Raw genomic sequence first — 23,204 nt, 5'->3', positions numbered from 1 at the left:
ATATTTTCAACAGCCCGAATAGGTTCCTAAATCAGATAGTACCCTTCAAAGGGAGACCCTCAACATCTAATAGGTTATGTTTGACACTGAGAACAGAAAAAAGATTTTTTAGAGGAGATCTCATCCTTTACTATTGTAGACTTGCATCTAGGACATGGTTCACCTTCCCGGTTATATATAAGACGATGATCATTATACTTTCCAGTTAGTTCATCTTCTTTACATACAGGCATTTCAATATATCCGCCATATTTTATCCCTCTATTTAATATCGTTTGAATCGCATGAAATAATGAAGCTCGTTCCTGAGAAGATAGTTCATTACCTTTTCTTGTTGGTAACAACCTCGCCTCAAAACAAATTTCATCTGAATATAAATTCCCAATCCCAGCAATGAATTTTTGATTAACAAGTGTGGTTTTCAGTGCTCCTCTTTTCTTTTTAAGCTGTTCATCAAACGGTTGCAACTGAAATTCTGAACCCAAAGGCTCAGGCCCCAAATCCAGTAGCTCCTGCTTAACCTCATGGTCAGTAAGAAGATGTAGATATCCTAAACGTAATCCTATAAAAAACAACTGGCAGTCTTCAAAAGTAAGAGTAACCTGCTTTGTTCTATCAGGGCTGTCATGTTCATTTCCAATGTACATCAGCCCTCCGAGCATAAGATGCAACAATAAATTCCCACCCGAATCCAGCTTGAAAACCAAATGCTTTGCACGGCGCTCTACAGCAACTAGCCTTCGACCTTTTACTTCATCGATAAAAACAGGAATTTGTTTATTTATTGACTTCTCTCTCGTCACTTCTACAAGCTGAATCGTTTTTCCTACAAGCTTATTTTCAAAAATCCGCCTGTAATTTTCCATCTCAGGTAACTCAGGCATAGGAAACACCCTCTCAAATACTAAAAGTTTTTTTAGTATTTGATATTAAGGATAAAAACATGTACCTCTATCTATTTTCGTTCATTCATAAAGTGCCGCTTTAGCCTTATAATTGATATATTAAAAACCTTTCATTAGAATTATGCTCATATAATCCATCTATTTTAACCTCTTCTTTTAACATGAATGGGGTTTGGTTTTCCAAAAAATAGAGGTAATCTTCTGCTGCATAATATAAAATTAATTCAATATTTCGTTCCGTTTTTTCGACTGAAAGTAAGATGTTATTGATCACTTTCATAAAAATTTGAACCGAAAACGGGTTAAAAAAATAAAATCGATTATCAGCTGAGTTAATTGGATATTCCTCAGCCAAACAATGGTGAAAAATAACCTTATTCCCATTTCTCTTCGTTTTTGAAATATAGCGGGCACGGTTCTTTACAGCTGCATCATAAAATCTTCTATCCATTTCAACTCCTGCAACTGATGTGCGAAATAAGTAATGCACAAATAAAGGCAACCTTCCCTTACCACATCCAAAATCAACTAAACGATCACTTTCCGTCAACTTATAGTGATGAAATAATTGTTCTAAGCCCTTATAAGGTGTTGGTTCGTACCGGTGATAATGAAAAGATTTATGAAAACCCTTTTGCTCGTCACCCGTATCAATATCAAGTAAACGGTCATATTTTTCTGTCATTTCTTCTCTCCTTTGCAGCAACCACCATCATTCTAACATTGTTCGCACCACATCAAAACAGATCAATACATACGTAAACAACTGTGTGTTATGATAGATAAAAAGATTGATAGTAAGGTGGGCTATAATGAATTGGATATCAACCACTAAAAAAGGTGAATTTCTTAAATGGTTTTTAGACCATCATCAATTAAAAAACAAGGAAGCACGAAGACTTATTGAATATATTCAAAAGAACCATCACATCCTCAAGAACCTATCTTTTACTGATTCAGTACACCCTAAAGAACGCACCATTATTATCTCCAGTGTCAGTTCTGATGAACCCGGCTTTCACTTTTACACCAACGGTCTCAAAACTGAAGATGTTTCAAGAGCTTTTGGATCATTAATAAACAACCCTGCTGAAAAGATATACATCATTCTTCACTATTTCGGAAAACATTCTGACCATCGTTATACACAGCTTGTTGAAACACATCGCATTCATTCTATCAAACAATATGAGCAATCTGAAAAAGATGCAAAAGCCACTGACCTTGTCGTTGAAATTGCCTTATTAAAAAGTCAAATTAACAAGGCACTAGATGACCGCAATGAAGAGCTCTTTCATGAATTGGTAAAAAAACTGAAAGAAATTCAGAAATAATATAAAAAAACTAACGCATAGAGGATGCTCTATGCGTTAGTTTTTAAACAAATTCCCTTTTTAATAGTGGTTGTGTCATTGTAGGTAAAACAATTTCAATTGTTGTTCCCTTATTTACTTCACTATGTATTGATAATTGTCCTTTATGTGATTCAATGATTTTATAACAAGTCATAAGTCCTAACCCGGTTCCTTTTTCCTTTGTTGTGTAAAATGGCTCTCCTAGGGTAGGGATTCGCTCAGGTGGAATTCCTACACCTTCATCAATCACTTTAATTAGGATCCTCCCCTCGTCAGACTCTTTTGCCTTCAGATATATATTTCCACCATTCGGCATAGCTTCAATTGCATTTTTAAACAGATTTAAAAACACTTGCTTTAACTGTGCTTCTTCACAACAGATCTTTGAAATGTTTGAATCCAACTCCGAGAAAATCTGCACATTATTTAACATCAACTGAGAATTCATTAAAGTCATGACATCTTTCATCAATTCGTTAAGATCCTTTTCAACGTAAATAGAGGCACTTGGTTTAGAAAGAACAAGAAATTCCCCAACAATTGCATTTATTCGATCAAGTTCTGATAACACAATATTATAATATTCTTCTTGTAGATGATTTGATTTAAACAGTTGAACAAAGCCCTTTATTGATGTAAGAGGATTTCGGATTTCATGGGCAATTCCAGCCGCCATTTGTCCTAACAATGCTAATTTTTCAGATTTCAGTAGAAGTTTTTCTGTTTGTTCCTTTTTTTCTGTAATATCCTTACCTATTGTCAGGGTGGCATCATTTTTCCCGAACGAGATGTTCATAGAGGACCCTTCAAAGAAAAATGTTGTACCGTCTATTCGTATTAATTCATACTGTATGTTGCTTAATGGAGAGTTTTCTTTTTTTGCCATTTTGATTCTTTCTTCCACACGTCCTTTGTACTTTGGAACAATAAAGTCTAGTATGGAACGACCAATCAACTCTTCTTTGTTTTTAGCTCCTATCATCTTTAAAGCTGCATCATTCAAATAACAAATTTTATATTTTTCATGAATAACAATTAATTCCGGAAAAGAATCCACTAACTTTTTGTAACTTTCATCTTTTAACTTTGCTTTTTTCGCATAGAATCGTGCAAGATCGTACTGCCTTCCGACAAAAAATGCAATAAGAGTAAAAATGAAAAAATCCACCGTAAGAAATGGTTCTTGCTTCATTACTGTTTGATAGGCTGTAAACAAAACCGATATTAACACCAGAATAATTTGTCCTGATCGATTCATCTCGTTATCCTCTTCACCTAGATTTTTCTTTCATCATAGCACATTCAGACTATGTTTTTTCATTTAGGTACATTTTTATGAATTCCATGTAAGAATAACTACTCATATTTCACTCAATAATTTACAAATGATAGCATTATTTTACAAAACGTTAATGTTTTTTACATATTTTTTCAAGTATTATGTAGTTGTGTGTAAAATTTTCATATTGAAAGGCGGAAATGATTGTGAGGAGAAAGTTTCGAGAAAAACTTAGTAAGACGTTTCTCAGAAGTTCTGTCGCATTGTCTTTAAGCTTAGCAATACTAGCTCCATCTTTTGTGAACGCTATTCTTCCTGTGTCCGCAGCAGAGACCCCTACACCAGCTTCAGTTCACCTTCGTATTATGGAAACAACCGACCTTCATGCGAATATGGTCAATTATGACTATTATTCTCTAAAGGAAGACAACACCCTAGGATTTGCAAAAACAGCTTCTCTAATTAAGCAAGCCCGAACAGAAGCAGACAACAGCTTACTGTTTGATAATGGAGATGTACTTCAAGGTAATCCTTTTGGTGATTACATTGCAAAGGTAAAACAATGGGGTGCTAATGAAACCCACGCAATTTATCATGCTATGAATTTATTAGATTATGATCTTGCAACCTATGGAAACCATGAGTTTAACTATGGTTTAGAATTCTTAAAGAAGAGCGTAAATACAGCCGATTTCCCTTATGTTAATGCAAATGTTTATAAATGGGACGGGAACAATGACCCATCTGATGATGTAAACTATTTTGATCCCTATGAAATTATTGAGAAAGTTGTGAAAGATGAAAATGGGCAAGAACACACCATCAAAGTTGGTGTTATCGGCTTTGTTACTCCTCAAATCACCCAATGGGACAAAGCTCATTTAGATAAAAAAATAGTCACACATGATATCAAGCAGTCCGCTGAAAAGTTTATTCCTCAATTGAAAAAAGATGGCGCAGATATTATCGTTGCACTTGCGCACACTGGTTTGGGATCAACAAATTACCAAGAGATGGATGAAAACCAAGTATACCAACTCAGCGAGGTTGAGGGCATTGATGCTATTCTTTTTGGTCATACGCATACAACCTTCCCAGGGTCTAACTATGAAGGAATTACCGGTGTCGATAATAAAAAAGGAACCATTAACGGAGTTGCTGCAGTACAGCCAGGATTCTGGGGGAGTCATTTAGGGATCATCGATTTAACACTAGAACAAGATGACAATGGTAAATGGATTGTACAAGACTCCCAATCTTCTAATCGTGCAATCTATGATAGTGCAAACAAGGCATCATTGACAGAAACAGATCAAGAAGTACTTCAATCTATTAACAAGGATCACCAGGATACAATTGAATATGTAACTGGACCTGTTGGCAAAACATCTGCTGATATTTATAGTTATTTTTCACAAGTAAAGGATGATCCTTCAGTCCAAATTGTATCAGATGCACAAAAGGATTATATAGAAAAAGCCATTAAAGGAACAGATTACGAAGGCCTGCCAGTTTTATCTGCTGCTGCACCATTTAAATCAGGACGTGATGGGGCATCAGATTTTACCGAAATACCAGCTGGTAATATTGCTATCAAGGATTCTTCATCTCTTTATAAGTATTCCAATACAGTCATGGCCTTAAAATTAACAGGCGCTGAAATAAAAGAGTGGTTAGAATGGACGGCTGGACAATTTAATCAAATTGATCCTGCAAAAGTCGAAGAACAGGAATTAGTAAAACCACATACTGAATTCCCTGGTTATAACTTCGATATTATCGATGGAGTGACATATCAGATCGATGTGACAAAGCCCCAACGTTATAATAATACAGGAGATCAAAAGATTAATGATTCAGAGCGAATTGTAAACCTTCAATATAATGGAAAACCTATTAATCTCGAACAGGAATTCATCGTAGCAACGAATAACTATCGTGCAACATTTACACCAATTGCAAATCCTGGCGGCGATAACATCGTTATTGAATCGCCAGACGAAAACAGACAAGTTCTAGTTAATTATATTCGTGATAATGGAACCATTAACCCTTCCGCAGATCAAAACTGGTCATTTGCTCCAATTAACGGAAATGTGAAAACAGTCTTTAAATCAGCTCCTGGAGCAGAAAAGTATGCGGAACAAACAGAGGATATTCGTTTTATAAGTATCTTAGAGGATGGATATGCCAAATATTCAATTGATTTAAATTCAACTGATTTAACTAACTTTAATATGACATTAATGCATACAAACGACACACATGCACATTTAGAAAATATCGCTCGCAGGGTTACCGCAATCAAAGATATTCGTTCACAAGTTGATAACTCTATTTTACTTGATGCTGGCGATGTGTTTTCCGGTACTCTTTTCTTTAATCAGTATGAGGGTCTTGCAGATCTTCAGTTTATGAATATGATCGGGTATGATGCAATGGTTCCAGGTAACCATGAATTTGATAAAGGACCTGCCACTTTTGCGGAATTTATAAAAAAAGCTAGCTTCCCGATCTTAAGTTCAAATATTGACTACAGTAAAGAAGCCGCGTTAAATAGCCTGTTCAAAAATGAAATTGGACAACCGGGACAAGGTGGAAATATCTATCCTGCGACAATATTAGAAGTTGGCGGAGAAAAAGTAGGTGTATTTGGTTTAACAACCGAAGAAACAGCCATACTCGCTAACCCTGGAAAAAACATTGTATTTGAAGATTATCTTGAAAGTGCAGAAGAAACTGTAGACATGCTTGAAAAAGCTGGAGTCAATAAAATCGTGGCACTTACACACCTGGGGTACACCTATGATAGGGTTCTTGCTGAATCAGTTGATGGCATTGATGTCATTGTAGGAGGACATTCTCACACTAAATTAGATGAAGCTGAAGTATTTAATGAGGATAGTGAACCTACTCTAGTTGTCCAAGCAAATGAGTATAGCAACTACCTTGGTCGATTAGATCTTTCATTTGATGATGAGGGTGTTTTAGCATCATGGAGTGACAACCTGATTGACTTAAATGAGCAAGATGAACATGGCCAATATGTTATTGAGGATGATCAAGAAGCAGCTGAATTGTTAACAAGTTTATCAGGTCCAATTGATGAGCTAAAGCAACAAATTGTAGGCAAATCAGATGTATTCCTTGATGGAGAACGAGACAGTGTTCGAACTCGTGAAACAAATCTTGGTAACCTGGTTACTGATGGTATGCTTGCAAAAGCGCAGGAGTTTATTAAAAGTACGACAATCGCCATTCAAAACGGTGGTGGAATTCGCGCCTCCATTGATAAAGGCGATATATCTTTAGGCGATGTTTTAACAACAATGCCGTTCGGAAATACTCTTGTTACTCTCGACTTAACTGGCAATGAAATTATAGCATCACTTGAAAATGGTGTTAGTCAGGTGGAAGAAGGTGCCGGGCGCTTCCCTCAAGTTTCTGGTTTGAAATATTCCTTCAATCGCAGCCTACCTGTTGGTGAAAGAATCATTGACGTCTATGTTGAAACTGAAAATGGCTTTGAGCCAATCCAAGCTGATAAAACATATACGGTTGCAACCAATGCTTATATGGCGGATGGCGGTGACGGGTATGATGCTATGAAAAAAGCAAAAGATGAAGGACGTATGAAAGAATTGTTCCTAGTTGACTATGATGTCTTTACTAGTCACTTAGAAAATATCGGGACAGTAACATCCGAGCTTGAAGGTCGTATCACTGAAGTAATAGATCCAGTCATACCAACGATATCAATTGATGGGGATAAAGCAACAGCTACAGTACCATTAGATGAAGTGAAAAGAGTTCCTGTTAATGGAACATTCCCAATTGATTTGACAGAAACTCAAGACCTTACAACAATTGAGGTATCTTTAACTGCAGAGCAAATCGCATTTTTAAAAGCCCAAAATGCGGCGATTGAATTATTTAATGAGTATTTGTACTTAAACATTCCTGCGTCAAACTTTGGTGAAGGTGCTGCTATCATTAGTATCGAAAACCTGGGTTCTGATACAGACACACTTACGAATATGTACGATTTTAACATTTTACAAAACAATGAACTTATTACAGAATTCCAAGATGAAGTAACACTTGGCTTTACAATAGATTCTGCAGAAGCAAAAAATCCTGGGATCTTCTATTTAAATGAAGAAACCAATGAGTGGGAGCTGCAAGAAAGCTACTACGATTCGGATTTAGCTGAGGTCTATGCATGGGTCGATCATTTTAGTGTATATACAGTAATGGAATCAGAACGCTCAAATCCTGATGATGATTCAAATGATGGGTCAACACCTGATCAAGGTGATGATACGAACGACTCAGATACACCACCTAACAATCACTCTGATGATCATACTGATCCGAATAAATCTAATAATAACAATAGCAACAACCCGTTGCCTATTACAGCGACAAATAGCTTTAACCTGTTAATAGCAGGTCTTGCTGTATTAATTGCTGGTGTAATTTTCTACTTTATCAAACGTAAAAAGGTAATCAGTCAATAATCCAAAAGGCTTGTCGCAGATGCGACAAGCCTTTTTTAATTACCTATATAAAATTTTACTTTAATAAATCATTTCCAGTTACGAATTCAAGGCATAAAGAAGGAAAAGAATGCCTCAATTTAATGAAGTCATTCTCGTTTCCTTCGTAGATTTGTTAGTTCTTTTTCGACTTTTCTAGTATTCTTACTTCATAAATGTCAAGCATGAGGTCACCTTTGATTTCTTCTCCACTTACCTTATCTTTCACCATGAAATCAAGGCTAATTGGTTGCTTTTCCTCTGTAAAGTTCATCACAAATAGGAAATCACTTTCAGGTGCTTGTCTTACTTGAACAGATACACCTTTACCGTGTTTTACTGTATAAGCTGGTTTTAGTTGAAGCTCCTCCATTAACTCATGATAGAAATCATGATGGAATTGATCATCTAAGCGGCCGCCTATATAATGGGATTTCCCTTCACCAAAGTGGTGACTCGTAACAGCTGGCGTATTTGCATAGAAATCCTCCTGATAAATTCCATCTATAGTTGCGGATTTCACCTCAAGAACTGTTGCATAATCCTTCAACTCATATGATTGATTACGATATGTTACATAGTTTCGATCATTAGGATATAAAGTATCGGTTTCAACTGGCTTCATGCCAAAGATCTCTTGTAAATCCTTGTGCCACCCACCTAGGTATGTTAGATCATGTTCATTCACAATACCGCTGATATAGGTCATCACTAATGTTCCACCGTTTTGCACGAAAGTTTTTAAACGTGAAATCGTTTCTTCGCTTGCTAAATAGAGCATCGGTACAATCAACAATTTATAAGTAGAAAATTCCTGCTCCTTTGTAATAACATCCACAGGGATATCCTTCTCCCAGAACGTACGATAATGCTGCTGCAATGTTTGTGGATACTGCTTTGTTTTCATTCCGAAACCTTGCGCATCATTGATCGCCCAATTATTTTCCCAATCATAAAGGATCGCAACATCTGCTGGACGATTTGTTCCAACTAAATCAGACAGCTTCTCTAATGTTTGCCCAACCTTTGCAACTTCTTTAAACACACGGTTTTCTGAACTATTATCATGATCAACAACAGCACCATGGAATTTTTCTGATGATCCTCGTGATTTTCTCCATTGGAAATACAACACACTATCAGAGCCATGTGAAATCATTTGCATGGAGGAGAGCAAATGCATGCCCGGTCTTTTTGCTTTATTGATATCATGCCAGTTTACACCGCTTGGGGTTGATTCCATTAATAAAAATGGTTGTTGCTTTAAGCTTCTGTATAAATCATTAATGAAGCCAACTTTCATCGCTAAATCTGCCGTGCTTTCCCAATCATTATGCCAAGCGGGGTAAGCATCCCAGCTGATAACATCCAAATGTTTCGCAAACTTGCTATAATCAAGTGCCTGAAAAGGAATAAGATCAAATGTATCTGCCATAAAGTTTGTTGTAATTGGGATTTTTGGCGTCAATTCTCTTAATGGCACAATTTCATTTTTATAGAAATCAATTGTTTGATCAGTTACGAACCTACGCCAATCTAAATTCAAGCCATGTACTGCATTTTCTCCAATAGGTGACGGTGATTCAATTTGTGACCAATCACTGTACGCATGACTCCAGAAAGGCCCCCACCAGGCATCATTTAATGCTTTCAGGTCGTGATTATACTTTTCTTTCAGCCAGTTTCTAAAAGCATTTTGGCATTTATTACAATGGCACTCTCCGCCATATTCATTAGAAATATGCCACATTAATAAACCTGGATGGTTACCATATCTTTCCGCTAGTAGACGATTCATCTGCTGTGTTTTCTCGCGGTAAACTTCAGAAGTAAAACAGTGATTATGTCTTCCTCCATGAAGCTGTTTCACCCTGCTTCCGTTCACACGTAAAACTTCGGAATATTTTTGAGACATCCAAGCTGGTCGAGCCCCACTAGGAGTAGCTAAGATCACTCGACCTCCTATTCCATAAATGTTTTCAAAAATTTGATCTAACCAATCAAAGTTATAAATCCCTTCTTCCGGCTCAAGAGCACTCCACGCAAAAATACCAACCGAAAACGTATTTGTATGTGAAAGCTTCATCAGCTCTATATCATCTGCTAGGATATCAGGTCGATCTAACCATTGATCAGGATTATAATCTCCCCCATGAAGCATGAAGTTTGCTTTTGTTGTGTATGTTTTTTCAACCTTTGACATAATTCTCTCCTTCTAAAAAGAAATTTCCTTACCCTTTCGTTCCACCTGCTGTTGGTCCAGGAACTGCAGGAACACCGCCATTGAATAGATAAATAATATTGTCGTTATTAAAGTTGAAGGTGTATTGCGTTATTTAATGCTATCTCACTAAAAACACTTGCATATTTTTTATAACTCTTCACCTAAAAATCATCCTTTCAAATAAATTACAAACAGTTTATTTGAAAGCGCTTCGCAAATTCAATATACCACCGTCAAGAAATTATGTAAATAAATATTTTACTTTAAATGAGTAAATTTTTTTACGAAAATATCCAAACGAAACTTTCCGTTAAAATTAATAGTGAAAGCCTATAAAATAAAGGGCAATCCCAACTAATCCCTAGTCGCGGATTGCCCTTTGGACATCATGCTATTAATTTGTACTTTTCCGAACGATCAATTCTGATCCAATATACAATGTTTTCACATTTTTTCGTTTCTCTAAAACTCTCTCCAAAAGAAATTCAATAGAATTCTTGCATATTTCCTTCATATCGATATGAAAAGTAGTTAAAGGCGGTGATAAATATTTTGCGACACTAATATTATTAATGCTCACAACACTTACCCGATTCGGAATCGCGATACCCCGTTCATTCAATGCCTGTAAACACCCAACAGCAATCGGATCACTAGCAACAAAAAAGGCTGTAGGCAACTGGTCATCAAGCTTCTCAATAGCCTGACTCATTAAATTGTATCCATTATCCACCGAAAATCCCCGATGGCAAAAAATAAATTGATCATCAAGTATTCCTTTTTCCGCCATATACTGACGAAACGTTTTTTCACGTATATCCATTTCATCCTGATCTGTGTTAGGATTATGATATGTCCCACCGACAAATCCGATTTTATGATGGCCTTTTTCAATTAAGAAATCGACTGTTCTCATTGTAATTTGAGCAAGATCAGGTCTTACGGAATCATAGTGATTTGGGTCTGGGGTTGAATCAATAAACACTCCATTCGAAGTAAGCTTCCTTAAGTGCGCAAGTTCTTTATCTGAAAAAGTCCCAACCGCTAAAAAGCCTTCTATATGATCGGGTATTGCTTTAATTCCGTCTGTAATTTTGTAAGTAGTTAATTCAATATTATGTTTTTTTGCATATTTTTCTATTTCTAATCTCATCGATTTAAAATAAACATCCTCAAGTTCTTCTTTATCTGTTAACCAATATAAAAACGCAATGTTTTTCACTAATGGCCTTACCGTTTTTTTGCGATAATTCAATCTCTCTGCAGCATCATAAATCTTTTCTCGCGTTTCATCCGGTACAGAAAGATTTTGATCATTATTTAATACACGAGAAACTGTAGAAATGGAAAAACCTGTTTCTTCTGCAATGTCTTTAATTTTAGCCATTCTTCCCACCCCATTTCGTTTCCAAAAACAAGAATAAACCAAACACTCTTCACGTTGTTTTAGTAAAATATTTTACTTAATTTTACTTATTTTCTTTAAAAAGTCAAGTGTCTACTAAATAAAATTTTATTTTTTCCATTTGCCATGGACAAGCGATAATAATGATAAAGACCTAGATTTACAAAAAATGACAGCGTTTTATTTTTTATCTATCATTATAATAGCAAAGTTCAATTTCATTCTATACAGATTAATGATAATAGACTTACAAATTTCACAAATATGTATAGAAAAACGATAAAATCTTATTCGCTGATAGTACAAAAAAAGCCAGCAAGAATAACCTGCTGACCCTATACCATTTATTATGTAAAATACCCTTTAAGATAATGATAAACTCCGTCTTCATCACAGGTAAATTCAGTTACATCATCAACCATCTCTTTAATACGATCAGGTGCATTTTTCATAGCTACTGAAAAACCAACAGTCTGAAGCATTTGGATATCATTATCACTATCTCCAATCGCCATTACTTCTTCCATCGTTAAATGGAATGTCTTTAACATATGTTGAATTCCAGTTGCTTTATTAACATTCGCAACCATTACTTCTGCATTGTACTCTGATGATACGGACATCGTAAAATCTATTTCTTGTTTTAATCGTTCAAGTTCTTCTTTCCAATGATTAATCTGTTCCTTTGTTCTAGCAAAGAAATAAAACTTCGAAAACTCATTTCCTGAAATTTGTTCTTCCCAGGATATCTCTTCCTTAATTGCTTGTTTACGAGATAGCCATTCATTAATCCCGACACCATCAGGCTTTGGATCACGGATTTCATCTACCATATATTGTTGATCCTGCTTTAATGATATTCGTGCTGCCCGATAAGGAAAGAGTTCATAGTATACCTTATTTTCTCTGGCTTTTTGAATAATCATATCAACTAATTCTCGTGAAAGAGAATGTTCAAAAACAACCTTTTCACCGATATAGCCTGCCATACCATTCGAGGATACAACACCGTCGACTTGAAAGCCTTCAGGAACTACTCCCTCTATTTCATCATACGCCCGGCCAGTTGCAATAAAAACGTATATTCCTTGTGCTCTCAATTCATCAATTATTTCTTTTGTTCGTATACTTACCTTATTTTGATGATTTAATATGGTTCCATCCATATCTAAAAAAATTGCTTTTGGTTTCATTCGCAAAAAAATTCCTCCTATAAAAGAGTCTACTAATCTAGTATAGCGGTTTAGTTAGATTTATTTACTATTTTTATCATTTATTTTCTATTATTAGAATTTATTTGATGTTCCTTTTAATTTATTTTCGATTTTCTAGATTTATTTACTATTCGGGAATTTTCGACAAAAATAGCACAGTGAAGTGATTGCAGCTCATAAAAAACTCCCTTTCTTTTCCTACATTATTAGAAAAAGAAAGGGAGTTAAAATTATTGCAGCTCCAATAATGCCACACATTCCACATGAACAGTATGTGGAAATAAATCTACTGGCTGAACCATTTGTAATTGATAACCAAATGGTTCAAGTTCTTTTATATCTGTAGCAAACGTGTCAGGATTACATGACACATATACAATTCTTTGTGGTTTTGAGCGTCCGATTCTTCTCATTACTTTACCTCCCGCACCTGAACGAGGTGGATCGAGAAGCAGAAGCTCAGGATGTCCAAAGCTCTCTAACACTTGATCAATGCCTTTTCGTGCATCTTTCGCTAAAAAGTCCGTGTTTGAGATGCCATTGTCTTCTGCATTACGTTTAGCTGACTCAATCGATGTTTCTACAATCTCAATTCCAGCAAGCTTTCCTACTTTATTTGCAAAAGGAAGCGAGAACGTCCCAACTCCGCAGAATAGATCAATCATTTTTTCTGTTTTTTGCGGTTTCCCCATCTCAATTGCTAAATCAACTAATTTTTGAGCTTGAGTAGGATTTGTTTGGAAAAATGTATCAAACCAAAGACGGAATCGGTAACCATCCATTTCATCATTAATAAAATCGCGTCCAGATAGGATATGACTTTTCTCCGCTTGAGTTCGGTCGGCCCATTGCGTATTTTCAAGCCATAGTAAGCTTTTTACTTGCGGGAACTTCTGTTCAATACGTAAAACTAAGTCATGAACAGCTTCTTGATACTCCTCTGGTGATTCAGTTGCAAAAATAGCTAACATGATTTCATCTGTAGCAAAGGATTGTCTGACCATTAAATGACGAAGCAAGCCTTCATGAAGGTCTTTATTATACCCCTTCAATTTATGATCCTTCACCCATTTTGCCACTTCCATTGCCGCTTCTACCATTTCTTCTCCGGCAATTAAGCATGTTTCAAGAGAGATAATTTTTCGGAAGTTCCCTTGTTCATGTAAACCAAGAGCGCCTTCAGGAGAAAATGTGAACTCCATTTTATTTCGATATCTCCAAGGCTCATCCATTCCGATTGTCTCTTGAACTAGCTTTGGATCAAAGCCCTGGCTCTCAATCGTATGCCTTACATGTTCGGTTTTTTCGTTTAACTGAGCTGAATAGCTCCAATGCTGCCATACACACCCACCACATTTATCAAAGTGTGGACATGGTGGTGCTGTTCTGTCCTGATGAGCTTCCACAATCTCATCTGGCATAGCCTTTCTTCTTTTTCTTTCAGGCTGGTCAACCGTCACCCGTACTTTCTCTCCTGGAAGAGTCATTGGAATTGTTAGCTTTAGTTTCTTTGGATTTCCTAATTCATTTTTTCGCCAAACTTCTGCTCGACCTGAGCCTTTTTCATCTAAATGGCTGATTTCAGCCACCATAATTTCCCCTTTAGATATGGTCAATTGTGTTCCTCCTTCTTTCTTTCAATCTATAAAAAACGACTAACACTAGTCTTTTACCTTCAAAACACATACTAAACTAGTATAAAGGACAGTAAACGAATATGGAATCTATTCATCACTGGAATGAATTAACAGTCACCAACACAAAAATGCTACCTTAAGACAAAAGGGTAGCATCCTATATAGTATCAAAATCAACTCATTTTTGTCATGTTCCACAATAAGTTCGGTACGTACCATCTGAATTAGCAGGAACAGTACAATATTTAGCCTGATGTGGTGAATGTGCATAAGGATTTGATAAAGCTTCAAGCAGCTGCTCCATTACGTGATAATCACCTTTATCAACTGCCGCCTCTAATGCCTCTTCCACCCGGTGATTTCGAGGAATGACAGCTGGGTTATTCTTTTTCATCAGCTCAACTGATTCAGCATTTGATTCCTTCTGCCTTCCTTGTCTTTTTTTCCACTGACCATACCACTTGTTGAAATCTTCTTTATCAGATAGAACCGTCTCCTCAATAGTATCAAATGTTAAGGCTCTAAAAGTGTTCGTATAATCAGCACTATGAGTTTCCATGACCTTTAATAAAGTTTCAACAAGAGTAAGGTCATCTGCCTCTTCGTTGAATAGACCTAATTTTGCTCTCATTCCATTAAGCCAATGTTTGTCATAAAGCTCTGGAAACCCTGAGATAACTTCTTGGGCAATTTTAACAGATTCTTCTATATCTTCATGAAGAAGTGGCAGTAACGTTTCAGCAAAGCGGGCGAGATTCCAACCTGCGATATTTGGCTGATTACCGTATGCATAACGACCTTGAACATCAATTGAACTAAACACAGTTGCAGGGTTATACGTATCCATGAAAGCACACGGACCATAATCAATGGTTTCTCCGCTGATTGTCATGTTATCAGTGTTCATGACTCCATGAATAAAACCAACTATTTGCCATTTTGAAATAAGCAATGCTTGACGCTTCACTACTTCCTCAAGAAATAAAAGATACCGATTTTCCTCATTTTTCAGCTCTGGATAATGTCGATCAATTGTATAGTCCGCTAACTCCTTTAATTCCTCTTCTGTTCCCCATTGTGCAACAAATTGGAAGGTTCCAACCCGTATATGACTAGCAGCTACCCGAGTTAAAATAGCACCCGGCAGTTTTGTTTCACGCATGATGTACTCACCTGTAGTTACAACCGCTAAACTTCGAGTTGTCGGAATACCGAGACCATGCATAGCTTCACTAATGATATATTCCCGAAGCATCGGCCCAAGAGCTGCACGTCCGTCTCCCCCACGAGAATACGGTGTTCGTCCTGATCCTTTTAGTTGAATATCAAACCGTTCATGATCGGGTGTGAGCTGTTCACCTAGCAAAACAGCTCGACCATCCCCAAGCATATTAAAATGTCCAAACTGATGACCTGCATAAGCCTGTGCAAGAGGTGTTGACCCTTCAGGAATTCGATTACCAGCAAAAACTGCCAGACTTTCCTCACTTTTCAGCTCCTGAACATTCAGCCCCAGAGTTTCTGCTAATGACTCATTAAACTTAATGAGTTCTGGTGATTTCACAGGGTTTGGAGGTTGATTAGTGAAAAGTTTTTCAGGAAGACGGGCATAGCTATTATCAAAATTCCATCCAGCCTTTTCTACTTTTTCATTTGTCATTTGGATGGATCTCCTTTTTCATTGTTTTTTCTAGTCTGATCTCATTCATACTTAGTCTTTCTTTTGGCCATTCTATTATACCCAAAAACAAAAGCGCAAGCGTCCATTTAGCAACATATGCACTGGAGTACTCCGGATGAGATAAAGCGAGACTTCCATATTAGCGATCCCTGTTTACAAAATAAGATAATAATTGCTTCAAAAAAGGAATGTGACGAGACATCACTTGCAATGCATCCATACCTAAACAATAATGCTCCCACATCTCTTTCTTAGCACCTTCAACACCTAAAATGGATACAAAGGTTGAACTATTATTTTTGGAATCAGTACCTGCCATCTTTCCAAGACGATTAGATTCTCCTTCATAATCAAGCAGATCATCTTTAATCTGAAAAGCTATGCCGGCATGGTAGGCATACGTTTTTAATGCCTTTATTTCTGATTCTTCTGCATGAGCAAGGATTGCCGGCATAATAAGACAAGCTTCAAACGCTAAGCCTGTTTTATAAAAGCACATTTCATTTAATTGCTCTAACGTCAGCTTTTTTCCTTTCGACTCCAAATCTATCGCCTGTCCTTTGCACATATCTGCTGTCATTTGAGCTGAGTATTGAATCAAACTTAGAACTGTCTTAGGATTGAATGTATCTAAAGATGCCTGCTCCTTCACAGCCTTTTGAGTAAGAAAAAGTCCTGTTAGCTCTGCTGTAGCAGTTGTGTATACCTGGTGAAGAGTAGGTCTGCCTCTACGAATAGGCGCATTGTCCTGAGATGGTAAATCATCAAAAATAAGAGATGCTGTATGCATATATTCCAATGATTTTAGAAGCGGCTCAATTGCTGACATATCAAGCCCATATACATCAACACCGATTACCCACGTCATAATAGGCCTTAATCGTTTTCCATCACCCTTTAAGCTGTAATTTGCTGCCTCAACAAGAGAATCCTCCCGAAATAGTGTGGAATCTTCATAGGGAAGATGTAGAATAGGGTTTACTTTATTTCTTACTTCTCGTATGGTCTCGATGAATTGTTCATGCTCTTCTTGGGAATTCCTCAGGTTTGTGATGATATGATCCCTTAACAACTTATCAAAAAAGTCAACATCCTTAGCTTTTTTGACCATATGTTGAATCATACGAAAGAATTCAGTGTTTCCTGCGGCAAGAATCTTCATGATTTCATTGTATTTTTTTTCTCCAATTCTCTGTTTAAATCGTTTCAATCCATTTATCGCTCGATCAAGTACGACCTCACAGGTCATTGGATCAGAGTGATATACATTATGGATTAAGTTAGAGATAACTGTCCAATATAATTCAAAAGGATTAATAAGATCATCTCGTTTATCATGGTATGTTAAATAATAGGTGTAAGGAGTGACGGCACCAGCCTTCATATCATCAAACATATCAGCAAAATCATCCGCCAATTGATTATAAATTCCATAATAGAAGGTTCTGCGTTCAAATCCTTCATCCTCTGAAGCATTTAATACCGAACGAACAATTAATCTTGATGAAGAGGATTTTAAAATAATTGGGATGTAAAGTTCCTCATTCGTATAGCATCCATTCTCAAGATCCTTCATGCGATCTATTTCCTGAGAATGAAAAAACACATAGGATTGCTCTAGAAACAATGCCATTTTTTCCGAGCTCTGATAGACTCTTATGTAATTAAAGGCCTGTTTGAGTTCAGAGTGGATAAATGTCATCAATTCCTTATTGTTACCAGCCCACTCTCCTAATTCAGGTACTGATCCTGAAGTGAGAGTTGTTCTGATTAAATCCGAATATTGACTTTTTTCTTGATTTGATAAAACATCAGAATCTAAAAGATCATCAATAAAGGGGTAGGTAAGACCATAGGCATAACCAAGCCTTATCGCCTCATTTAGCTTTTTTGAACGTTCCTCCGGAAGAAGCCCCTCCTCCATCTCTTCAATTGCGTGCATAACTACCCCAGCAATGATTTTGATCAATTTCCGTTGGGCATGTGCCGCATCTATTCCCTCTGGAATATGAAGAGATACAGCCTTTAGCTTATTCATGAGCCAGATGAAGGTTAATTCTACCCCTTCCTTCTTCGCCCATCTGTATAATGAGGCCATGTTGAACATCTCATCTGCAGAATCAGATTTTTGAGAAAGATGACCTTTTAGTGATTGAACAACTTGTTGGATTCTAGCCTTTGTTTCAGGCTCATGCAACGCCTTACCTAAGTCACGCATATAAATATACGAAATACTTCTCTCCAGGTAATGATCAAGCTTTCCTTTCTTCTCCATCCGTTGAATATATCTGTGATAATCACGGGAATCCGTTCTTTGCTCTCCACGATAAAAAAAGGACAATAGCCTGCTGTGTCCAAGATGATCTAGTTTCCATGATTCAAAATCCTTTATTAAAGTTGATCTATATTTCTTCTGCAAAACTTGTTCATTTAATGTTGAAAAATAACCTGACGCTTTCTGTTCAGCCAAAAAATAGCTCTCATCTGCATTTTTTGTTAACACTTTATTCATAGTGAACATTCCTCTACTTCTTGGTTTGCTAAACCAAGATTACTTCGATGCTTCAAAAAATTATACCAAAGTATAGTGAAGTATAAGCGAAAATTCATATAGATATTCTATTCTAATTGGTTCACATGGATTCGTTTTTCCTCCTTTTAACAAAAAAAGCATATTTCAAATGAAATATGCCTTTTTCACTATCTCTTTATTAGATCTTCTATCATTCCAACTGCTGAGATAAAACGGTTTTGATAATCTCCATTCAAAACTTTATATTTAACTTTATGATTATCCAGCAACACTTTTAACCGGTTATTATTTTTAACTCGCTCTGCTTCCTGACCGTGAACTCTTAACCCGTCATCAATCCACTTAACATCAGGCTCTAAAAATAGCCAAAGATCATAATCTTGCAGTTTAGCGATTTCATCAAGAACAGGTTGATGCTCTTGATTATAAAGGTTTGAGTAAAATTGCGTGACAATCGCCTCTGTATCGATAAAAACAAGCTTATTCGCTTTCTCAATTGCCTTGTATTCTTCCATTTTATGTCCATAAGCAATTTTATGGTAGTCTACTTTTGTAATAATCCCGTCACAGCCGCCTAATTCCTCACAAACGGTTCGGCCATATTCAGAGACATAAGTTGTGTTATATACCTTGGCAAGATTTTTTGTAAGGGTGGATTTTCCACAGCTTTCTGTTCCAACGATGACAATCTTCTTAACGAAATACGGCCTTACAACGTCAGGAATAAACTCCCAATGGGGAAAAACACCTTCTTGACGAATTTTTGTAGCAGAAATATTAACGGTCTTACGTTCCGGATCAAGCAATATATGCTTGGAATCCGGGTACAGATGCTGAAAAACATCTTCATATTCATACTCAGAACTAAAGACATAATCGATTGGTTTTCCAATTTTCGCTTTTATTTGTTTGGCACCCTCCGCCCAATTATAATCGTCATTTCCCTGGTCATCTTCTACCGAAATGACCTTGACCTGCGGCATATCTCTTGTTAATTGCGAGAGCCAACGCAGCCTAATTTGCGATGGTATATACTCCATTTTCGATTCTTCCATTAGTTTCTTATCACGTATTTCACTATGAGATAAAACAACATAGAGATCATCAACCATTGTGGAGGCCTGAATGATTGCATACACATGCCCTAGATGAAGAGGTAAGAATTTTCCGCCTATAAATCCAACAGTCATTTAGACCACCTCCTGAGCTTGCTTTGAATATAGCTTTCTCCAGTTGATATAGCCATAGATACTGTTTACTAAAAATGCTGTCCACATAACTAGCATCGAGAAGTCATTTCCACCTTGTGAAACGAGGGCACTAATCCATAAATAGATTGATAAAATATTGACAGAAATCCAAAGTAACCACTGTTCGGCAAATCGTTTTAACATCAAAATTTGTGCCATCACTGACAATACATTTGTCGCTGAATCTGCCCATATATTACTCCCGCCTAAATACTTCAGAAAAAATCCATAACCAATAATGAGAATGACAGCTATCGATATTGTATAGACCCATCCTGCTTTTGATAACCTCTTTACCTCTACATCCTCGCCTTGTACCCCTTGTTCGGTTCTATGCTTATTCCATAAATAGATCCCGATGAATTGAACCGGCAGATAAAATAAACCATTTAACATTGCTTCTCCATAAAGCCCGTATCCATATGATATATAAGCATACGTTGAAGTTTGTATAATTCCAAAATAATAGTTTGCTATTTTCCCTTTAGCTACTAACACGACACAGAGCATGCCTGTTATCGAAGAAATTAAGCCAATAAGTGAATCTGACCAAGCAAAGAAAAGATAAACATTCACAGCTGTAAAGATGAGTAACCATAACTTTTCGAATAACGTCCAATCTCTCAACATCTCAGCTCTCTCCCTTTATCCCTTAAGTTTTTGGCTAAAGACTGAAACAATCGGTTGAAAATTAGTAAATCGGTAAAGCTGGGCTGGTGTTTTAGAGTACCGGTTTGATTTCTTAAGTTTTCCATTTTCTGTTACTGCTTCAATAAACGGCAGCTTCGGGGCTTTTCTAAAAAAAGCAGCATCTGTTGATATAGACGGATCATCCAAAACAGTTAACAAAACTCCTTGCAATTCAGATAGAACAAATTCTGTCGGTAAAAAGTGTTTAGCCAGTGTTGTTAGAGCCATATCTTTTTTTATAAACCATATTGCATCATCAATGATTTGACGATGATCGAAAGCAAGAGGAAGGTTGAGAGCATCTGTGATTGTAAACAATTGAATATCTGTTGCGTCATTCGTCTTTTTACGGCCATTCAATGCTTCTTCATTCGCAATAACATAATGAGCGTTTGAAATAATCCACCCTCTCTCATCCCTGCTTGGAGAGTCATAAATACCAAAGTGCTTTATTCGTACCCCGCTAACTCCTGTCTCTTCTTTAAGCTTGCGCTCTGCTGCCTGAAGTGCTGTTTCGTTTGGACGAACAAACCCTCCCGGTAACGCCCACTTTCCAGCTTCAACATTTAGATTTCCTTCATGGTCTGTATCACTTCGTTTAATTAGCATAATTTTTAACTTTTTTAGTGGAGGCTTGTGATCTCCGTGATATTCAGAAGTAATAGTGAAAACAGCAATATCACTTGTATATCCATCTGGAGTAATGAATTTTCTTGATTTTTCACTCAATTCTTGCACCGCCATTTAATTAACAATTTGTTAATTAAAATATACCCCCTTTTCGAAAAGGGGTCAAGAAATTTTTGGTAATCATTACAAGATGGAGTATTTAACAAACATTTTGTTTTATTGATTTATAATCTCTAGCCGAATCTTTCATTAGGATGATCTTCTATCTACTCTGCTTAAAATTCCAACAACTTACTGATTTCTATATAGTCTATTTATCCCCCCTTGTGTTAATAGTTCATTTTTCATAAAATTCTAAACAACAATTTTTTCCTTTCATTCACATTCGACATTATTCGTGTTAAACTAACATCTATGTATGATTATACGTATTAATGTATCAACGTAATGAAGCATTTTTCAGCTTCAATATAGAATCGGAGGAACGCTAAATGAAGAGTTTATTACACAAATGGAACCAACTCAGCTTGGTAACTCGAATTATTGTAGGGATTATTATTGGTGTTATCCTTGCAGTATCAGTTCCTGAGGGAGCAAAATGGGTGACTATTTTTGGTTCTTTATTTGTAGGTGCACTAAAAGCTGTGGCACCTGTATTGGTTTTATTTTTAGTTATGCACGCTATTTCCAAGCAAAGAAGCGGCCAGCAGACAAATATGAAATCTATTATTATCCTTTATGTGATCAGTACGTTTCTTGCAGGACTTGTTGCCGTTGTTGCAAGCTTTATCTTCCCTGTAACCTTAACTCTTAAGACAGGAGCAGAGGGCTTTGAACCTCCTAGCGGCATTACAGAGGTGCTTCAAACATTGCTCTTTAATATTGTTGACAATCCTGTTAATGCACTTATTAACTCGAATTATATCGGTATTCTAGCTTGGGCTGTACTTCTTGGGATAGCATTAAAAAATGCTCCTGATTCAACGAAAAACATGCTTGCTAGTTTTTCAGATGCAATCTCTCAACTTGTGAAATGGATCATTAATTTAGCACCACTTGGAATTATGGGACTTGTTTTTGAAGCTCTTGTCACAAATGGTCTGTCTGCACTGCTTGATTACGGAAAATTACTATTAGTTTTACTTGGATGTATGTTTTTCATAGCACTTGTCGTAAATCCTATTATTGTGTTTATTAATATTCGTAAGAATCCATACCCGCTTGTGTTTAAATGTTTAAAGGAAAGTGGAATTACAGCGTTCTTCACCCGTAGCTCAGCAGCAAATATCCCAGTAAATATGAGTCTATGTGAAAAACTAGATTTAGATAAGGATACGTATTCTGTATCAATTCCATTAGGTGCTACAATTAATATGGCTGGCGCAGCAGTTACGATTTCCGTTTTAACTCTTGCAGCTGTTCATACACTTGGAATTGAAGTTGATATGGGAACGGCATTCATTCTTAGCATTTTATCAGCTGTGTCCGCTTGTGGTGCATCAGGTGTTGCAGGTGGTTCACTATTGCTTATTCCTCTAGCAAGCAGCTTATTTGGCATTTCAAATGATGTTGCCATGCAGGTTGTTGCAGTAGGTTTCATCATTGGTGTTCTGCAAGATTCTTGTGAAACAGCCCTTAACTCTTCCTCAGACGTGCTGTATACAGCAACTGCAGAATACGCTAAAATGCGTAAGGAAGGTAAGGAAATTACCATTTAGGCTTTTTTTAAAGCGCAAGCGTCTCGATCATCGCCGTACAAACTAAGAGGAGAATCGACTGAGATAAAGCGAGACTTATCGTAAGGAGATGATCTTAAGTTTGAGAGGCGATAGGCGCTGTAGCTAGACACAAAAACTAAGTACA

15 protein-coding genes are annotated in these 23,204 nt (G+C 36.7%); 3 read left to right on the top strand and 12 right to left on the bottom strand.

Annotated elements, in window-relative coordinates; genetic code table 11:
• Window positions 1–74: 74 nt before the first annotated feature.
• Together mutM and AC4GZ8_RS16270 are read right to left on the bottom strand one after the other, a co-directional pair.
• Window positions 75–884 (bottom strand): DNA-formamidopyrimidine glycosylase, encoded by an 810-nt coding sequence (gene mutM / locus AC4GZ8_RS16275; RefSeq protein ID WP_491082942.1) that lies wholly within the window; start codon window positions 882–884, stop codon window positions 75–77.
• Window positions 885–990: 106 nt separating this feature from the next.
• Window positions 991–1,590: a class I SAM-dependent methyltransferase gene (locus AC4GZ8_RS16270; protein WP_491082941.1), complete on the bottom strand. Its 600-nt coding sequence runs from the start codon at window positions 1,588–1,590 to the stop codon at window positions 991–993.
• A 127-nt stretch (window positions 1,591–1,717) separates the two neighbouring features.
• On the opposite strand from AC4GZ8_RS16270, the gene AC4GZ8_RS16265 reads away from it, so the two are divergent.
• On the top strand, window positions 1,718–2,239 hold the full coding sequence (locus AC4GZ8_RS16265) for a YpiB family protein (RefSeq protein ID WP_491082940.1): 522 nt from the start codon (window positions 1,718–1,720) through the stop codon (window positions 2,237–2,239).
• A 43-nt stretch (window positions 2,240–2,282) separates the two neighbouring features.
• On the opposite strand, the gene AC4GZ8_RS16260 is transcribed toward AC4GZ8_RS16265, so the two are convergent.
• A complete protein-coding gene (locus tag AC4GZ8_RS16260; RefSeq protein WP_491082939.1) occupies window positions 2,283–3,518 on the bottom strand; it encodes an ATP-binding protein in 1,236 nt (411 codons plus the stop codon).
• 227 nt (window positions 3,519–3,745) lie between these two features.
• Here AC4GZ8_RS16260 and AC4GZ8_RS16255 point away from each other — a divergent pair, with 227 nt between their 5' ends.
• The gene (locus tag AC4GZ8_RS16255) at window positions 3,746–8,059 is read left to right on the top strand and encodes a bifunctional 2',3'-cyclic-nucleotide 2'-phosphodiesterase/3'-nucleotidase (protein ID WP_491082938.1); all 4,314 of its coding nucleotides are present in this window, start codon (window positions 3,746–3,748) and stop codon (window positions 8,057–8,059) included.
• A gap of 154 nt (window positions 8,060–8,213) precedes the next feature.
• On the opposite strand, the gene ganA is transcribed toward AC4GZ8_RS16255, so the two are convergent.
• The 9 genes from ganA to AC4GZ8_RS16210 form a co-directional block, all read right to left on the bottom strand.
• On the bottom strand, window positions 8,214–10,283 hold the full coding sequence (ganA, locus tag AC4GZ8_RS16250) for a beta-galactosidase GanA (protein WP_491083063.1): 2,070 nt from the start codon (window positions 10,281–10,283) through the stop codon (window positions 8,214–8,216).
• Window positions 10,284–10,695: 412 nt separating this feature from the next.
• A complete protein-coding gene (gene ganR / locus AC4GZ8_RS16245) occupies window positions 10,696–11,688 on the bottom strand; it encodes a galactan degradation operon transcriptional regulator GanR (RefSeq protein WP_491082937.1) in 993 nt (330 codons plus the stop codon).
• 365 nt (window positions 11,689–12,053) lie between these two features.
• Complete coding sequence (locus tag AC4GZ8_RS16240) at window positions 12,054–12,905, bottom strand: HAD family hydrolase (RefSeq protein WP_491082936.1); 852 nt, start codon at window positions 12,903–12,905, stop codon at window positions 12,054–12,056.
• A gap of 245 nt (window positions 12,906–13,150) precedes the next feature.
• Window positions 13,151–14,512, bottom strand: a complete 1,362-nt coding sequence (gene rlmD, locus AC4GZ8_RS16235) for a 23S rRNA (uracil(1939)-C(5))-methyltransferase RlmD (protein WP_491083062.1) — start codon at window positions 14,510–14,512, stop codon at window positions 13,151–13,153.
• A 232-nt stretch (window positions 14,513–14,744) separates the two neighbouring features.
• A complete protein-coding gene (locus AC4GZ8_RS16230) occupies window positions 14,745–16,217 on the bottom strand; it encodes a protein adenylyltransferase SelO (protein WP_491082935.1) in 1,473 nt (490 codons plus the stop codon).
• 160 nt (window positions 16,218–16,377) lie between these two features.
• A complete protein-coding gene (locus tag AC4GZ8_RS16225) occupies window positions 16,378–18,750 on the bottom strand; it encodes a polyprenyl synthetase family protein (RefSeq protein WP_491082934.1) in 2,373 nt (790 codons plus the stop codon).
• A gap of 188 nt (window positions 18,751–18,938) precedes the next feature.
• Window positions 18,939–19,961 (bottom strand): multifunctional transcriptional regulator/nicotinamide-nucleotide adenylyltransferase/ribosylnicotinamide kinase NadR, encoded by a 1,023-nt coding sequence (nadR, locus tag AC4GZ8_RS16220; RefSeq protein ID WP_491082933.1) that lies wholly within the window; start codon window positions 19,959–19,961, stop codon window positions 18,939–18,941.
• Complete coding sequence (pnuC, locus tag AC4GZ8_RS16215; RefSeq protein ID WP_491082932.1) at window positions 19,962–20,651, bottom strand: nicotinamide riboside transporter PnuC; 690 nt, start codon at window positions 20,649–20,651, stop codon at window positions 19,962–19,964.
• A gap of 15 nt (window positions 20,652–20,666) precedes the next feature.
• Window positions 20,667–21,440 (bottom strand): NUDIX domain-containing protein, encoded by a 774-nt coding sequence (locus AC4GZ8_RS16210; protein WP_491082931.1) that lies wholly within the window; start codon window positions 21,438–21,440, stop codon window positions 20,667–20,669.
• Between the two features lie 392 nt (window positions 21,441–21,832).
• On the opposite strand from AC4GZ8_RS16210, the gene sstT reads away from it, so the two are divergent.
• Window positions 21,833–23,059, top strand: coding sequence for a serine/threonine transporter SstT (gene sstT, locus AC4GZ8_RS16205; RefSeq protein WP_491082930.1), 1,227 nt, complete (start codon window positions 21,833–21,835; stop codon window positions 23,057–23,059).
• The last annotated feature ends 145 nt before the right edge of the window (window positions 23,060–23,204 follow it).

The sequence above is a fragment of the Metabacillus sp. RB-C-LZQ-3-1 genome (assembly GCF_058315175.1).
This window is presented reverse-complemented; position numbering and strand designations above follow the sequence as displayed.

Bases quoted from the DNA above. Each gene is read 5' to 3' on its own strand.
- nadR (WP_491082933.1), bottom strand. From the start codon at position 19,961: ATGACTGTTGGATTTATAGGCGGAAAATTCTTACCTCTTCATCTAGGG.
- ganR (WP_491082937.1), bottom strand. From the start codon at position 11,688: ATGGCTAAAATTAAAGACATTGCAGAAGAAACAGGTTTTTCCATTTCT.
- AC4GZ8_RS16270 (WP_491082941.1), bottom strand. From the start codon at position 1,590: ATGACAGAAAAATATGACCGTTTACTTGATATTGATACGGGTGACGAG.
- pnuC (WP_491082932.1), bottom strand. From the start codon at position 20,651: ATGTTGAGAGATTGGACGTTATTCGAAAAGTTATGGTTACTCATCTTT.
- AC4GZ8_RS16260 (WP_491082939.1), bottom strand. From the start codon at position 3,518: ATGAATCGATCAGGACAAATTATTCTGGTGTTAATATCGGTTTTGTTT.
- rlmD (WP_491083062.1), bottom strand. From the start codon at position 14,512: ATGGTGGCTGAAATCAGCCATTTAGATGAAAAAGGCTCAGGTCGAGCA.
- AC4GZ8_RS16225 (WP_491082934.1), bottom strand. From the start codon at position 18,750: ATGAATAAAGTGTTAACAAAAAATGCAGATGAGAGCTATTTTTTGGCT.
- AC4GZ8_RS16230 (WP_491082935.1), bottom strand. From the start codon at position 16,217: ATGACAAATGAAAAAGTAGAAAAGGCTGGATGGAATTTTGATAATAGC.
- AC4GZ8_RS16265 (WP_491082940.1), top strand. From the start codon at position 1,718: ATGAATTGGATATCAACCACTAAAAAAGGTGAATTTCTTAAATGGTTT.
- mutM (WP_491082942.1), bottom strand. From the start codon at position 884: ATGCCTGAGTTACCTGAGATGGAAAATTACAGGCGGATTTTTGAAAAT.
- sstT (WP_491082930.1), top strand. From the start codon at position 21,833: ATGAAGAGTTTATTACACAAATGGAACCAACTCAGCTTGGTAACTCGA.